Here is a 15996-nt window from a genome sequence, read left to right as displayed (position 1 = left end):
ACCCCATCGAAAAGAATATTTAAAGTTTGGTATAAACGGATTTGCCGTCAACAAAAGTTTGCTCAACATGGATCATGCTAAGCTCATGCGGGGCCGTTGTTAATGGATTTTTATCAGCGATAATAAAATCGGCCAGCTTACCCGCTTCCAACGAACCAATCTGATTTGTTTTGCTAATAGCAGCGGCGCTGTAGGTATAGGCCTTAAGTGCTGATGCTATGCTAATGCCCTCGTGCGCGGCTATCACATTGCCTTCATTATCTGTACGGGTAAGGGCGGCTTGCATACCTTTAAAGGGATTTAAATCTTTTACTACCGGCGCATCTGACGACAGGGCCAGCAAGATGTTATGTTTTAAAACTGAATTTACAGGATAACATTGGTTAAGATAATCGTCATCAAGATATTTGATAAAGTTTTTGCCCAATTCGCTGATAAAAATGGTTTGCATGGATGTGGCTATGTTATATTGCTGCATATCCTGCAAATGTTTTTCTTCGGGTAATCCCAGATGCTCAATCCTGTTAACGATACCCGGGAACTTATGATGAAGATCTTTATAAACATCAATTACAAATTCAATAGCGGCATCACCAATGGCATGTGTAGCTATGCCTAAACCTTTTTGTAATGCTTGTAAGGAAAGTGATGTGTACTGATCCCGTTTTAATCGCAGCACGCCTTGCTCTGATGAGTTTTTATAATGCCTTTTAAGGGCGGCTGTTTTACCGCTTAAGCCACCATCCGAAAAGAATTTAACTGTATTTACGTTAAAACCGTCCGACTTGAAATATTCAGGAATAGGATAGGGGGCGTCGCCTCCATCGGGGAGGATTATCGGAATAGCGTTCAATCTGAAACCCAGCTGACCCTGTTGGTGCATTTCGTAATATGCTTCCAGCAAAAGCGGATCCACCGCGGGATCTGTTGCCGCGGTGATACCGTATTTATAAAGCTCCTCCCGTGCTGATAGTACCATTAACTTCAGTTCGTCTTTAGTATAAGGAGGAATGTTTTTGGTGATTAAGCCCAGAGCAGTTTCGGTGAAAATGCCGTTTGGCTTACCATCATCGCCGATATAAACAACACCGCCATCGGGTACAATTGTGTTTGAGGTAATGTTACAAACTTCCAGCGCTTTTGAATTGCAAACAGCAATATGCGCACAGGTACGTATTACATAAACGGGCCGGTCTTTCAATACCTTATCCAAATCAGCCCTGGTGGGGATCTGCCCGTTAAGCCAGGCCGCTTCGTTAAATCCCCGGGCAGTTATCCAGGCCGCTTCCGGGTATTGATGAGCATAGGCATCAAGCATTTGCAGCATATGATCCAGGCTTTCGGATTCCCTTACATCAAGCATATAGGTTTTAAGGTTCCCAACCTTCCATATATGGATATGGCTATCATTTAAACCCGGCATTAGTGTTTTACCCAATGCGTCAATTACCTGTGTACGGGGCTGGATGAGGGGTTGCAATTCTTCAAACCTGCCTACAGCTTTTATGCGGTTACCTTCTACAGCGATGGTATTGAAATTATTGTTATCAAAGCCATCGTGAAATGAAATGATCCGGGCATTATGGATCAATAAGCTTCCAATCCCGTTTTTAAAGGGAGGAAATCCTGTTGATTCATCACCGTTCATGTGCCTGATGCTCATTTATTTTCTTTTGTTATCCGCTCTTTGAATCGCCTCTTCCAAAACGCTCAGCGCCTCGGTTAATTGCTCATCAGTTATTACAATAGGGGGCAATAAACGCAGGCAATTACTAAACATACCGGCGCGGATCATAATTAAGCCATGGCTTACAGCATCTCTGATGATCTCTAACGTAACATCCATGTCCGGGTCTTTACTGTCGCGATCTTTCACAAACTCTACCAATCGCATGGCTCCTAAACCGCGCACATCACCAATGATCTGGTATTTCTCTTTCCAGCTTTCGAGCGTAGTGCGCATCAGTTCGCCAACCTCGTTTACACGGGTCAGGAAGCTTTCACTTTTTATGATTTTAATGGCCTCAATCGCCGCAGCACAGGCCACCGGACTACCGCCATAAGTACCACCAACACCACCCGGATGCGGCGCATCCATGATCTCGGCCCGGCCGGTTGTCGCACTTATGGGCATGCCCGCGCCTATTGATTTGGCACTAACCACTACATCGGGTACTATATCAAAATGATCAACGGCAAAGAATTTTCCTGTACGGCCTGCCCCACACTGGATCTCATCGGCAATCATCACGATGCCGTATTGATCACACACTTCACGGATTTTTTGAAGGTAAGCTTTTGGCATTGGGATAAAGCCGCCTTCGCCCATTACAGGTTCAATAATAATGGCGGCTAATGATTCCGGATCAACCTGTGATATAAAGGCGATATCCAGTTGTTTAATAAAATACTGGATGTATTCCTCATCGCTCATGCCTTGTATTTTACGATACAAGTTAGGAGCAGGGATGCGGTATATATCAGATACAAATGGTCCCATCCCTTTTTTAAACAACGAATACTTACTGGTAAGGCTAAGGGTTAACAAGGTGCGACCATGATAAGCCCCCTCAAAACATAAAATAGAATTGCGTTTGGTATAATACTTGGCTACATTGATGGCATTTTCTACCGCTTCGGAACCTGAATTGGCCAGTAAGGTTTTCTTTTTAAAATTGCCGGGGGTAACTTCATTTAGCAATTCGGCCAGTTCAATATATGGCTCCATGGTGGTGACCAGCGAACAGGTATGGATATATTTATCAACCTGTTTTTTTATCGCATCTACCACGTTTTGATCGCTATGCCCCACGTTGATCATACCTATGCCACCGGCGAGGTCAATAAGTTGGTTGCCATCCACATCCCAAACCAACGCGCCCGAGGCGCGTTCAACAACTACATCTGTTGATTTGGCTAAACCGGCTGGCAGTGCGTTTTTTCTTCTCTCTAATATCTCCTGGCTTTTAGGGCCGGGTAACGCGGTTTTTAATTGAATATATTTCATTGTCTTACAATTTCATTGGTTTTATTGGGATGTCTGAACCAGAATTTACAGAATTAATGAATTAACAGAATTGCAAATCAAATTCAAGAAATTCTTCAAATTCAAAAAATTCCGGTTCTGATATTCTGATTCAGACACTCTTGTTCAAACATCCTTACTTATATCTAATTTTATCAGTACTCCATAGTTGCCGCATACAGGGTCGTTCACATGTTCGGGCATTAAGGCTATGGGTTCAAAGCCTATTTTCATTTGTTTGGAAAGTGTTGGGTCTTTGCGTTTACCGGTAAGCAATTCCTGGTAATAAGTTTCTCCGCTCATTTGGCTGCTTACGGCACCATAGCCACTCATCATCCCAACGGTCAGCTGCCCTTTTAAGCCCAGTAATTTGGCCATTTCATGCCTTGCCCGGTAAAGTATTCTTGCCAGGCCGCGGCCGCGATAGGCAGGTAATATCCCCATATCGAGGCCATAAAGCCAGTCGCCATTGGGGTTGTGATTGGTGAGCCAGCCGCCTGCTATGGTTTCGGCAAACGTATGTTCATAGTTGGCAAAATCAAAATTGGTGCGCATGGTGGTGGTCATGCCTATAACATGGTCTTTATCGGTTATAACAAACTGTCCCTCAGGAAAAACTTCCAGGTGGCGTAAATAATGTACCGCCCTGATATGTTCCTCGCTTGATAGCGTAGGGAAAATGATTTTTTGAAGTTCTTCCAGTTGTTCTACATGCTCAGGCCTCGTGTTCTGAACAACCAATCCGTCGGGAATTAACTGGTAATATGCGGGTTTTTCTGTTGTCATGATCTTTAAAAACTAAGCAACGGTATAACCCATTACTATATAAATAACCGATGAAAATAAAAATGCGATCAATGCGTATGGCAATTGCGAAAATGAATGTTTGAGGTTGCTTACATCTGTACTTTGCGATGTTAATATGGTGGCATCACTATACAGGCAGGCATTTGAGCCAAATACGCCTGTGCTCACCACGGCTCCAATGCTCATTAAAACGTTGGCACCCAAAGTATGCGCCAGCGGGATCACTATAGGTATAACCACCGCATAAACTCCCCATGATGAACCGGTGGAGTAGGTGATAAGTGATATGGATACAAAAATTATAACAGGCAACAGTTCTTTATTGATATAAGGTTTTACGCCGTTGATCACATAATCGGTTAAGCCCATTTTATCGCCTACATCTTTCAAAACATAGCTCATGACCACCAATGCCAGTGCATATATCATGCTGTTGAAACCCGAGAAAACAGTTTCGCTCAATTGCTGAAAGGTGCCGAGCTTTATAATGAGGTAATAAACAAACGTGAATGTAACACCAACCATAATACCTTTAAGGGCATCGTAATTCATTAAAAAGGTACAAACCAGGGTAACCGCCAGCGGCAGGATGAAAAATAAAGAACTCGGCTTTTTATCTGTTTCAAATCCTGATGATTGAATGGTGATTTCTTCAGGCTCCACAGGTAACGCTATAATGTGATTAGCTGATAGCATTTCGGCTTTTTTCATGCGCCCTATCATGGGTATTGCCCCTACAATTACCAGTGGGATAAGTAGTACAGATACCCAGCCGTAAGTAACATAAGGGATAATTGACAGGTATACATGGTTGCCTTGTCCCTGGGCGGCAAACTTGCATTTTTCCAATATCGACCCAATGAACACCGTCCACGTAGAAAGGGGAACAATAACGCACCAGGGAGCAGATGTGGTGTTAACAATATAAGCCAGGTACTCGCGCGATATTTTAAAATGATCGGTTATTTTTTTCATGGTGACGCCCACGGTAAGGGCGCTTAAATAATCATCCAGGAAAATAAACAGGCCTAATGCCCATGTGCCAAATAGGGCAGTTTTTTTTGTTTTGATATATTTAAGGGCATCCTCACCAAATTTAAGGGCACCCCCGCTTTTAACCATAAGGCCAATGAGCGATCCGTATAAACCGCACACCAGTATCACCCACACTGTACTTTCATCCTCCATTACCTTGTAAAAACTGGCTATAAAATCAGTAAAGAAATTGGTATGGTCATGAAAGCCAATGATGATAAACCCGACAATACATCCTATCAGCAATGCTTCAAAGGATGCCCTTAAAGCGATAGCCAGTACAATTACTACCAGTGGCGGAATTAATGCAAGTGCCCCGTAACCCATGTGTTTAGTTTGTTATAATTTTATTTGTTGTTAGTTGTCTGTGAGGACACAGGCAACGGGGGATAAAAAAAATTTTTTGTCATCCTGAACGGAGTGAAGGATCTGTTATTCGCATGCTTCTTCGCCCTGTAAATCTGCGAATAGATCCTTCGTTCCTCAGGATGACAAGTTGTTGAATCCCAGACTTACGAAGTTTTTAAAACTTCGTAAGTCTTTCGCCGCTTGTTATTTTCACCCTCACAGTCTGCCGGATTTTAAAACTCGCAATGTCATTGTTAATTTTATCCATCGCCTGTGTCCTCACTGGCGATCATAGTTAAATTACAATCCTCCGGTACTTATCAATTTCTTCTCCATGTATTCATATAATCCTTCGCTACCGCTTTCGTGTCCCTGGCCGCTGGATTTCCATCCGCCAAAAGGTGATTCTGTTCCGTGTGGCGCCCATTCATTTATGCCAACTATCCCAAACTCCAATCGCTCAGACGCGTAAATGGATGTTTTTAAATTATTGGTAAATATGTAGGAGGCAAGCCCATATTCGGTATCGTTGGCTTTGGCAATGGCATCATCCAGGTCGTCAAAAACAAATAGCGGCAATACCGGGCCGAATATCTCATTCTGCGCCAGGACAGATGTTTGCTGTAAATTGCCTATAACAGCGGGTTGTAAAAAATACCCCTGCTGAAGATGGGGCGGTATATTTCCACCTGTCATTATCTCCGCGTTTTCTGCCTGGGCTTTGCTGACCAGGTCAAGTACGCTTTCCCTTTGTTTTTTGGTGATGAGAGGCCCCACATTCACGCCTTCGGTAAACCCGTTGCCTATTTTTAATTGGCTAACGTATGCGGTAGCTGCTTCTGCAAACTGCTCATAAATGTTTTTATGTACATAAAAACGCTGCGGCGACGTACAAACCTGCCCGTTGTTGCGGAAACGCGCTATAGCTGTCACCTTGGCTAAAGCATCAACATCTACATCATCAAATATCAGTACCGGGGCATTACCGCCAAGCTCAAGTGATAGTTTGGTATGTGTGCGCGATGCGCCATCCATTAATATTTTCCCCACCCGGGTGCTGCCGGTAAAGCTTATTTTTTTAAGCAGGCGATTGCTCAGCATTTCGTCGCCTATGGCGGCAGCATCGCCTATAACAACGTTGAGTACGCCATTTGGTAAACCTGCCTTTACCAAAGCATCAACCAGGTTAAAGGCAGATAGCGGTGTTTCTTCCGATGGTTTGGCTACAACGGTACACCCGGCCGCCAGGGCTGCTGCCCAGGCCCTTGCGGGATTATAGGCAGGGAAGTTCCAGGCGGTAATAATACCTACAACCCCAATTGGCTGGTAAATTACAGAGCTGCGTTTATCTGGCCTGTTAGTAGGAATAATACGACCGTAACTGCGCTTGCCTTCTTCCGCATACCACTCAAACAGGTTGGCTGCAACAGTCCATTCTCCTTTAGCTTCGGGTAAGGGTTTGCCGCTTTCCATTACCATATCGTGTGCTATGATCTCCAAGTTCTCCCGCAAATAGTTGGCGGCTTTTTTTAAGATCTCGGCCCGCTGATAGGGTGTTGTTTTACTCCATGAAGCAAACGCTTTATGTGCTGCATCAATAGCCGCCCGGCAATCACCGCCATTACCGGCACTTAGCTTATCAATAACCTTTTCGGTAGCAGGATCAATTAAATCCATCTCCTGTTTATCAATTGCCGCTACCCATTCCCCGTTGATGAATTGTTGTTTCATGTTTGATCTGTTTAATAATTGGATGTTATGCTGAGTCTGTCGAAGCATGGAGAAAAGGCCTCTGCGCACTCCTTCGACAAGCTCAGGATGACAGGCCTTTTGCCGGTCATTTTATATAGCAATTTTATAATTGGTTTATAATTCTTCCTATACTGATAATTCAGCTAAGCCATTCTCTATAATATCGAGGCCCTTGTTTAATAAAGCTTCATCAATAACAAGCGGACTAAGCACCCTGACCACGTTTCCGTTTATTCCCGCGTTAATCACAATCAAGCCATGATCGGCACAATAGCTGATCAGTTTTTTGCATAACACATCATCAGGTTTAAAAGGGTCATTATCCTTTACCAGTTCAAAAGCCATCATAGCGCCAAGGCCGCGTACATCGCCAATGGCGCTGAACTTTGATTTCATACTGTTAAAACGGCCGCGCACAATCTCGCCTACTTTTGTGCCAAGCGCATTGATATCTATCTCCTCCATGTATTTCAGCGTAGCTAATGATGCCGCGCAGCAAACAGGATTGCCGGGATAGGTACCCCCAATAGTTGATGGTTTGCAACTATCCATGACGTGTGCTTTGCCAATTACACAACCTATAGGCATGCCACTCCCCATTGATTTTGCCCAGGTTGATATATCGGGCGTTACACCATAATGCTCATAAGCAGCCCATTTACCCGTACGGCCGAAACCGCTTTGCACCTCGTCCAAAATCAGCATAATGCCATACTTGTCACAAACCTCACGTAAGCCTTGCAGGTATTTTTTTGGCACAACATTAAAGCCGCCTTCGCCTTGCACGGGTTCAATAATAATGGCAGCAACCTGCTCTGCAGGTATGTTGGTATGGAAAAATATTTCCAGCTCGCGCAGGTGTACATCAGAAAACTCATCAAAACTTAAACCATTGCCATAGCGGTAATGATCAGGAAATGGGATTCGGTAAACTTCTGGGGCAAATGGGCCGCACCCCAGCTTATAGCCCACTTTTGATGTAAGCGTCATCGCCATCATGGTACGCCCGTGAAAGCCGCATTCATAACTGATAATTGCTGGCCTGCCGGTTGCCTGCCGGGCAATTTTTATAGCGTTTTCCACACTCTCGGCACCTGAATTGGTAAGCATTACCTTAGTGTTTTCACCATGAGGTAAAAGGGTGGCCAGCTTTTCGGCCAGTTGCAGATAAAGATCATAGGTGGCCACGTTAAAGCTGCAATGAATCATTTTTGCAGCCTGTTCTGCAATGGCGGCAACAACGGGAGGGGGGCAATGGCCTGCATTTACCACGCCAATGCCGCCTGCAAAATCAATCATTTCATTACCATTGGCGTCGGTAATAATAGCACCGGTTGCGCTTACAGCCGTTGATGGATTAAAGATCCCTATAGCATTAGGCACCCACTTTTTTCTTCTCTCTAATAATTCCTGCGAATTGTCCATGTTTGTAATTTTATACTTCTTTCATTATCAGCTTATTCCTGAAGCTTCTTTTGCTGGCTTTAGCTACCATTTCAGCAGCTATCCTGCCGGTTTGGGCCGCCCCGTTCATATAGCCCTGGCAGGTAAGACTTACATGCTCGCCTGCAAAATAAATATTGCCCACCGGCACCGCTTCCCAACCGGCAATAGCACTCCATTGGCCTTTTTTAAAAGTGCTGTACCCGCCCATGGTATATGGATATTGGCTCCAGCAAAACTTAATGGTTTTACTGTTGTAGTCTTTTAGTGCGCCGGGGTAAACTTTATCTAATTGTGGCACTATCCGGGCTGCCAGTAACTCATTTTTTTCATTGCAAAGGGTATTGATAATATGGCCGCCACCAAAAAGAGTAAAACTACCTTCCGCATCTGATTGCATCTGGCTGCTATCCCATCCGCAGCCAAATTCAAGGTCGGTAAAAGTATAGCCGGCTTTACCTGCTTTGCGCCAGGGCTTGTTGTTTAAGCCCATGATGAATTTGCCACTGTTACCATAACCCAACTCGTTGATGCTCTTTCGCTTTTCAGAAGGCATGGGTACGTCAAATTTAATTTTTCGCAGCATGGTGAACGGTATGGCCATGATCACATAATCGGCAGTCACTTTTTTTATGATGCCTTTCTGATCAAAGCTCAGCTCATACTTTTTTGTTTTAGTAACACTTATGCCGGTAAGCTTATGGGTTAGTAAAACCTGTTCTTTTACCTGCTGGTATAGTTTATCGCTTAAATGCTGGCTGCCACCTTTTATTTTAAATACCTCATGCTCATCGCCAAACAGCTCATAATCTTTTTCGCCGGTTACGGGTTCGGTAAACATGATGAGAAAGTTAATAGCAGATTGCTCCGAAGTATCCATGCCATACTCCATGGTGAGCACCACGTTTAATAATTTATTCAACCAGCCCTTTACCCCAATGCTATTTATATACTCCGAGATAGAAAGATTATCCAAATGTTGAAACGACGGAGCGGTGGTGTAGTCAATTTGTTTGGGTAATGATTTTACATCGTTTTCTATCAGTCGGGCAAATGGATGTATTGCCCTTTTGAGGTCCTCACCGTTGAGGTGCCTTCCATCAAAATAAAAAGTTTTGGGATCAAGCTTATCAAGCTTAAGGTTATAAAAATCAACGTCTAACTCCTTAGCCAGTTGAAAGATCTCGGTATGATCCGAGTCTACAAATTCGCCACCCAAATCTGTAGTAATCCCTTTGCCAAATTTATCTTTAATGGTAAACATGCGTCCACCTGCACGTGCAGATGCTTCGTATACAGTACTCTTTAAACCCGGTTTTTTTAACTGGTAAGCCGCATTTAAACCTGCCATGCCGGCACCAACAATAGCTATACTGACCTGAGGCATCTCTCCCCAATTGAAAGCATTTGCAATATCAGGAAGCAACGCCATCCCGCCAGCCATCAAACCGGCATCGCGCAAAAACTTTCGGCGACTATCACCCATTTGTTCATAGCTAATTTCATCCTCCCTGAGGGAAGAGAAAAAGGCCTTTCTTAACAGGTGAATAAATGGACTATGCATGTTTAATTACTGAATTACTGAATTAGTGAGTTAGCGAATTAGTGATTTGGTGAATTAGAGGGTTCGCGATTTGGTGAATTATTTTTAGTGGCTTTGTGATTTAATTAGGCAAAAATCAAATTGTACATTGAAAATTCTTTATTCACTAAATCACCAACTCACTCATTATAATTAGTATCCTTTGTTTTGTACCACCACGCCGCCGGTTGCACTGATTTCGCTTTGGGGGATTGGGAGTACAGGGTTCACTGATGCGCCTAAAACTTCTGCTACCTTTTTAGTGCGTGCGAGGTCAAAAAGGCGATGGCCTTCAAAATTGAGTTCGGCGCGGCGCTCATCCAAAACGGCGTTTAAGTACATTGCATCGGTGGGTACATTGGCGGCGGTTAAATTTGCCATGCCCCGGTGCTGGCGAAGGTTGTTCAGGTCGGCCAGTCCGTTAACCCTGCCCAAAGCCTCTGCCCTGATGAGGTAAACCTCGGCCAGGCGGATAATGTAGGCCGAATTGTCTTTTGTAGTTTCGCCCCGGTATTTTTCGGTGCGTCCGTCGGGTTGAATACTTTGATCAACGTTGACATAATCAACCAGGCTGGCACGATCGTCGGTTGGGCGGGCGGTGAAAAAGGTGTTTAAATCTTCTGCGGCCAAAAATGTCACATCCGTCCTCAAGGCGTCGTCACGTACATAGGTCAAACCGTTGTAGGCGCTATTATTTTGCTGATCGAAAACCAATTCAAATACACTTTCAGATGTGTTCTTTTGCGTATAGATCTTGCTGAGATCTGCAGCTGGAAGCAAGGCGTAAGCACTGTTATTAATCACCAGCGAAGCGGTTGTAGCTGCGCTGGCTTTATTACCCTGGTATAAGTAAATCCTTGCCAATAATGCATTTGCAGCGGCCTGTGAAGCATATTTGCTCCCGTTATCAGTGTTTAATAATTTAACCGCCTGCTGCGCGTCGGCTATTATTTGCTTGTATGAATCGGCAACGCTGCTGCGTTTAACAGGAGTAGCCGGGTTGGCTGTTGATGTGACAATTGAAATGCCGTAGGCTGATGTATTATCCCAGTGTTCGCCAAACATGCGCAAGAGATCAAATGACGCCAGGCTGCGAACAAAGTAAGCTTCGCCTTTTATGTTTGATAGCTCAGTAGCGTCTGTGCCGTGAACTTTGTCGGCGTTTTCAATTATCTTGTTGGCCGCATAAATGGAATTATATATCTGGATATAAATGGCTGATGTATAAATATTGCTTGGCGAAACCGCTTTATTGGCAATATCCGTAAGGTCAATCACATCATAACCGCCGGTTGTGCCATTGTCTGAATAGCATTCGGCCAGCAGCGGGTAATAGCCTCCATAGTAATTTTTGCTTTGCAATGTGCTGTACATACCAATACGGGCACTGCGCAAACCTGCTACATTTTTAAATACGGTACCATCGGCTACTTCATTTGGCGAAGTAACATCCAATACTTTTTTGCAAGAAGTTTGGATGATGGTAACCAGGAGAAGTACAAGTGTTATATATTTTCGCATAATAGTAGATTTAAAATTTAAAGTTTACACCCAATAATACTGTACGTGCCTGCGGATAGGCGGCATAATCAACCCCGGCAGTACTTGGCGAACTGCCTCCATTTGAGCTAACTTCGGGATCAAAACCATAATATTTGGTAAATGTGTAAAGGTTTTGCGCTTCAACATATACCCGTAAGGATGAAAATACTTTGCTGTTTTTGGGTTTGATAGTGTACCCAAGGTTTACCGTTCTTATTCGTAAAAAAGAGGCATTTTCAATAAACTGAGATGAGTTTTGTACGTAATTCTGGAATACCATAGATGCTCTTGGGATATCGGTTACATCGCCAGGTTTTTCCCAGCGTTTGTTTACAATAGTGGCGTTGTTGGCGTATACCTGATAAAGGTTTTGGTCGTCATAACCGCCATCGCTCCAGCCAAGGGTTTGATAGGTTGACCGGATTAAGTTATATACTTTGTTGCCAACACTAAATTGGGTTGAAATATTAAGATCAAAATCATTGTACCTAAAACTGTTGCTCCAGCCGCCAAAATAATCGGGCGTGGCCTTACCCAATACCTGCTGGTCATCGCTGAATTTAGGACTACCTGTTTGCGGATCGACGCCTAAATATTTATAGCCATAAAATGAGCCTACAGCCTCGCCAACTTTTAAGATATGCGTTGGAAACAAATCGCTGTAAGCAGATAGTAATTGGTTATCTGAGGATAAGGCAATGATCTTACTTTTTATAAAGCTTACGTTAAAGGCCGTTGTCCAGGTAAAATTTGCGGTTTTTACGGGGTAAGCATTTACAGAAAATTCGATACCACTATTTTGAATATTACCCGCGTTTATGGTCCGGGTGGCAAAGCCGGATGTAGCCGGGAGGGGAGCCTCGCTTAACAGTTCGGTACGGTTGCCTTTGTAAGCTTCTAATGAGCCGCCTATTTTACCGCCAAATAATTCAAAATCCAAGCCGGCGTTTATCATTTTGTTGCGTTGCCAGGTTAAATCGGGGTTGCCGATGTTGCGTGGTTTTAAGCCGGATACGCCATCATAGCGCGATGGCTGGTAATAGCTCTGGTATTGAAAATCGCCTATCTCCTGGTCGCCGCTCAGTCCGTAGCTAAACCTTAGCTTAAGGTTGGTAAGCCACTTGGAATCGCTCAGGAATTTTTCTTTGCTAATTACCCAACCTGCAGAAACTGCCGGGAACAATCCCCAGCGTTTGTTAGGATCAAACCTTGATGAGCCATCATAGCGGGCGCTTGCCGAAAACAGGTATTTTTCATCATAAGCATAATTGGCCCTGAACAGGAACGAAAGCAATCCCCAGCCCGAATGCAAATCAGTTGCCCCGGTAACGGTTGATGCACTGGAGATATTGGTAAGCCCTGTACCTTCGGGAAAACCTTGCGCGTTGATGGATGAACTTTCGGTACGGGTTGATTGTGCAGTAAACCCGCCTAAAAGGTTCAGGCTATGCTTTTCGGCAAAAGTGTTTTGATAGGTTAAAGTATTCTCGTTAACCAATGTGGTATTTGAATAATTGCCTTTTATAGCTTTACCGCCCACTGCCGAGGCATCTGAAGTAATGGCATCAAAAAACTGGTCGTCATTAAGGCTGGTATAATCGGTGCTGAACGATGCACGGAACTTGAGGTTTTTTAACACTTCAATATCAGTAAAAACACTCCCCAGAAAGCGATAGTTGGTAGTGAACGCCTGGATCTCTTTTGCTGATTTTACCGGGTTATCACTTAACCAACTGGCTTCATACTGGGTATAATCAGCATAGCTGCCATCGGCATTATAAACCGGCATTAAGGGCGAAGCACCCAAGGCATTGGTTACAATACCAGTGTAAGTATCATCATTGAAACTACGCCTGTTTTTACCATAGGTAAAGGATGAATTTGTACCAATGGTTACCCTATCGCTTACTTTATTATCAAGGTTGAAACGGAAAGATGCCCGTTTATAATAATTTTCAATCACAATACCCTGCTGATCAAAGTAGTTACCAGAGATGAAGAACTTTGTTTTTTCGCTGCCACCGCGAGCCGATAGTTGAATGGAATTTATAGGAGCCGTTCTCAGGATCTGATCGAGCCAGTTGGTGTTTACTTTTGTTTTCCAGTTATTGGGCAACGGGTTAGTTAAAACAGCGGAGTTAAATCCATCCGGAAACTGGGAGGGATCTGCCTGGTAAAGTTTTAAATCCTGTTTGCGGGCATCTTCTTCCAGTGCCACAAAGCCTTTGCTATCTAAAAAAGGGATGGTATGCGCCACATGCTGAACGCCGGTGTAGCTATCAAAGCTAAATTCGGTTTTGCCGTTTTTACCATGTTTGGTGGTTATCAGCACAACGCCGTTAGCCGCCCTGGCTCCGTAAATGGCCGCTGCCGAGGCATCTTTTAATATTTGAATAGATTCGATATCATCCGGGTTAATATCAGCTATGGAGCTAACGTTTTGGCCCTGGCCTACTACTGTGCCGTCTGTGGTATAGGATGTTGAAAGTGAAGAGTTACTTTCACTGATCATAGGGATGCCATCAACCACATATAAGGGGTTGCTGGCACCGCGAACGCTTACCAATAAACCTGCACCAGGCGTGCCAGAGGGGGTAGTAACCAAAATTCCGGGTACTTTACCCTCAATGCTCTGAGCAAGATTTGATACGGGCTGGTCTTTAAAATCTTTATTGCTGATGGAACTGATAGCCGATGTAAGGCTGGATTTTTTTTGCGTACCGTAACCAACCACAATTACGTCGTTTAGCTGGCTTTTGGTTTCTTCCATCACTATGTTAAGCAGGGTTTTACTGCCAACATCTGCGGTATAGGTTTTAAAACCTATATAGGATATTATTAATTGTTTATTGCTGCCATCAACCTGGATAGAAAACATGCCTTCGGCATTGGTAACAGTTCCCTGTTTGGTGCCCTTTATAAAAACAGATGCGCCTACAATGGTTTGTCCCAGTCCATCTTTTACAATACCTTTAACGGTATGGTCCTGTGCCAATGCAAAAGGTGGGGCCGTTAAGCAAAGCCACAAGGTTAAAACAGCAAATAATAAGCGTATGGGTTGTTTCATAGTGTGGTTTTAGGAGATTATTGAATAAATAATTAAAAAAATGGGCAATTGCCCGTTCGTTCTATAAATATCATCAAGTCAAATGAGGAAAAATATAAGTCAAAATATTTTTTTTCAGATAAATTTTAATTATTGATTTACAGTAGTTTGTATTTGGTCAAAATTAAGTCTAATTTTAAGTCATAAATACAACCGGTATTTGAGTCAAAATTCCATATCGTTATTAATTAATTTTAATACTTAGTGTAGCTGATATTGATTATTGATTTATCAAAAACACTAAAAAAAATGTCTTTATAGTAGGTTTACTTTATTAAAAAGTATCTGTTTTATGCATCTATCCCGAAAAATACAAAAGGCAATAGTTGAACATCCGCAAGTTTTAGCAGTATTAAAGATAAAAGGCAAGCAAAATGATTGGGAAAACTTTACACGAACCCAGTTTAACCTGGTTGCACGCGTAATAAATAAACAAATAAGCAAAGAAGTGCAGGCCAATCCCGACCTGGTTGAAATGGGATTGATCATCGGCCGCCAACAGCTCAGCAATCAACTGGAAGCATTGCGCTGCCAAAACATTTATGATTTTATAAAGTACCTGGGCAATATGGGCGAATACCGGGTTTATAACTGGGTAAGCGGTAAAACCCTGCAAAGCTATTGGAACGGCGGCGAGGCAAAATATATTAAGGTAAACGCCTTGCTTGTATTTTTGCAGGTGCCCTTTAATAATTGGGATGCCTGGCAAAAGGAAACCGGTAAAAGTACAAGTCCATACCGCCATAACCTGGCAAAGGTGCCGGTAGTAGGAGCGGGCTTGAGCAAATCATCCATATTGGTTATTAAAAGCTATTTTTTGGGTAATTATTTTTTGTATTATCAAAAAACCGATGGAAGTAAAAATGTAATTAAAACGCCCTTTGTTTTAAAGGAAAACGAAAGTGGGCAGGTAGTTGTAAAATCGGTTTCGGAAGGGCACAGGTATAGTGGCAAAGTTGTGGGCATACGGGATGGTTGCCTGTACATCAATTGCCAGAACCTTGATTTTGAAGAAATGGAACAGTATATATTTAACCTGGGCCTGGAGACAAAGCCCGAAGTATTGTTTGGTGTAAGTAATACTGTAAGTGTAAAAAACAGGCAAGCCGTAGCGCTCAAAAATATCCTCGTTAAGCAAAAAAACAATCATCCGGATTTTGAAAACATTCAGGAAACGGAAATTCCCTTTAACAAGCAATACCAGTCGGATAGCGAGGAAGCTATAATTGTTAACTACCTAAAGCAATCAACTAATAACATTATCACCACATTTACCTGCTGCAACCTTAATGATGTTGCTGGGTTAGTTGTTTAAAAGCAAAAGATCATACAATTTATTGATATTGAAATGAAGGC

10 protein-coding genes are annotated in these 15996 nt (G+C 43.2%); 1 reads left to right on the top strand and 9 read right to left on the bottom strand.

Translation table 11 applies throughout. From position 1 onward, the window contains the following. Positions 1-19 precede the first annotated feature (19 nt). The 9 genes from AC1DYB_RS23965 to AC1DYB_RS23925 all read right to left on the bottom strand — a co-directional run bounded on the left by AC1DYB_RS23965 (position 20) and on the right by AC1DYB_RS23925 (position 14601). Positions 20-1663: an amidohydrolase gene (locus AC1DYB_RS23965; RefSeq protein WP_477438616.1), complete on the bottom strand. Its 1644-nt coding sequence runs from the start codon at positions 1661-1663 to the stop codon at positions 20-22. Further along, entirely contained in the window at positions 1664-3007 is a 1344-nt protein-coding gene (gene gabT, locus AC1DYB_RS23960; RefSeq protein WP_477438614.1) for a 4-aminobutyrate--2-oxoglutarate transaminase, read from the bottom strand. 144 nt (positions 3008-3151) lie between these two features. Then, entirely contained in the window at positions 3152-3811 is a 660-nt protein-coding gene (locus AC1DYB_RS23955; RefSeq protein ID WP_477438612.1) for a GNAT family N-acetyltransferase, read from the bottom strand. 12 nt (positions 3812-3823) lie between these two features. Further along, complete coding sequence (locus AC1DYB_RS23950) at positions 3824-5194, bottom strand: Na+/H+ antiporter NhaC family protein (protein WP_477438610.1); 1371 nt, start codon at positions 5192-5194, stop codon at positions 3824-3826. Positions 5195-5515: 321 nt separating this feature from the next. After that, entirely contained in the window at positions 5516-6946 is a 1431-nt protein-coding gene (locus AC1DYB_RS23945; RefSeq protein WP_477392903.1) for an NAD-dependent succinate-semialdehyde dehydrogenase, read from the bottom strand. Positions 6947-7093: 147 nt separating this feature from the next. Further along, positions 7094-8392, bottom strand: a complete 1299-nt coding sequence (locus tag AC1DYB_RS23940) for an aspartate aminotransferase family protein (protein WP_477438608.1) — start codon at positions 8390-8392, stop codon at positions 7094-7096. A gap of 10 nt (positions 8393-8402) precedes the next feature. After that, entirely contained in the window at positions 8403-9974 is a 1572-nt protein-coding gene (locus tag AC1DYB_RS23935; protein WP_477438606.1) for a flavin monoamine oxidase family protein, read from the bottom strand. Positions 9975-10145: 171 nt separating this feature from the next. Continuing rightward, positions 10146-11513, bottom strand: a complete 1368-nt coding sequence (locus AC1DYB_RS23930) for a RagB/SusD family nutrient uptake outer membrane protein (protein ID WP_477438604.1) — start codon at positions 11511-11513, stop codon at positions 10146-10148. Between the two features lie 10 nt (positions 11514-11523). Then, on the bottom strand, positions 11524-14601 hold the full coding sequence (locus AC1DYB_RS23925; RefSeq protein WP_477438602.1) for a SusC/RagA family TonB-linked outer membrane protein: 3078 nt from the start codon (positions 14599-14601) through the stop codon (positions 11524-11526). Between the two features lie 331 nt (positions 14602-14932). On the opposite strand from AC1DYB_RS23925, the gene AC1DYB_RS23920 reads away from it, so the two are divergent. Beyond that, the gene (locus AC1DYB_RS23920) at positions 14933-15955 is read left to right on the top strand and encodes a hypothetical protein (protein ID WP_477438600.1); all 1023 of its coding nucleotides are present in this window, start codon (positions 14933-14935) and stop codon (positions 15953-15955) included. The last annotated feature ends 41 nt before the right edge of the window (positions 15956-15996 follow it).

The sequence above is a fragment of the Mucilaginibacter sp. P2_A4 genome (assembly GCF_056405015.1).
The sequence above is the reverse complement of the archived record's forward strand: the minus strand, read 5'-3'. Positions and strand labels throughout refer to the sequence as shown.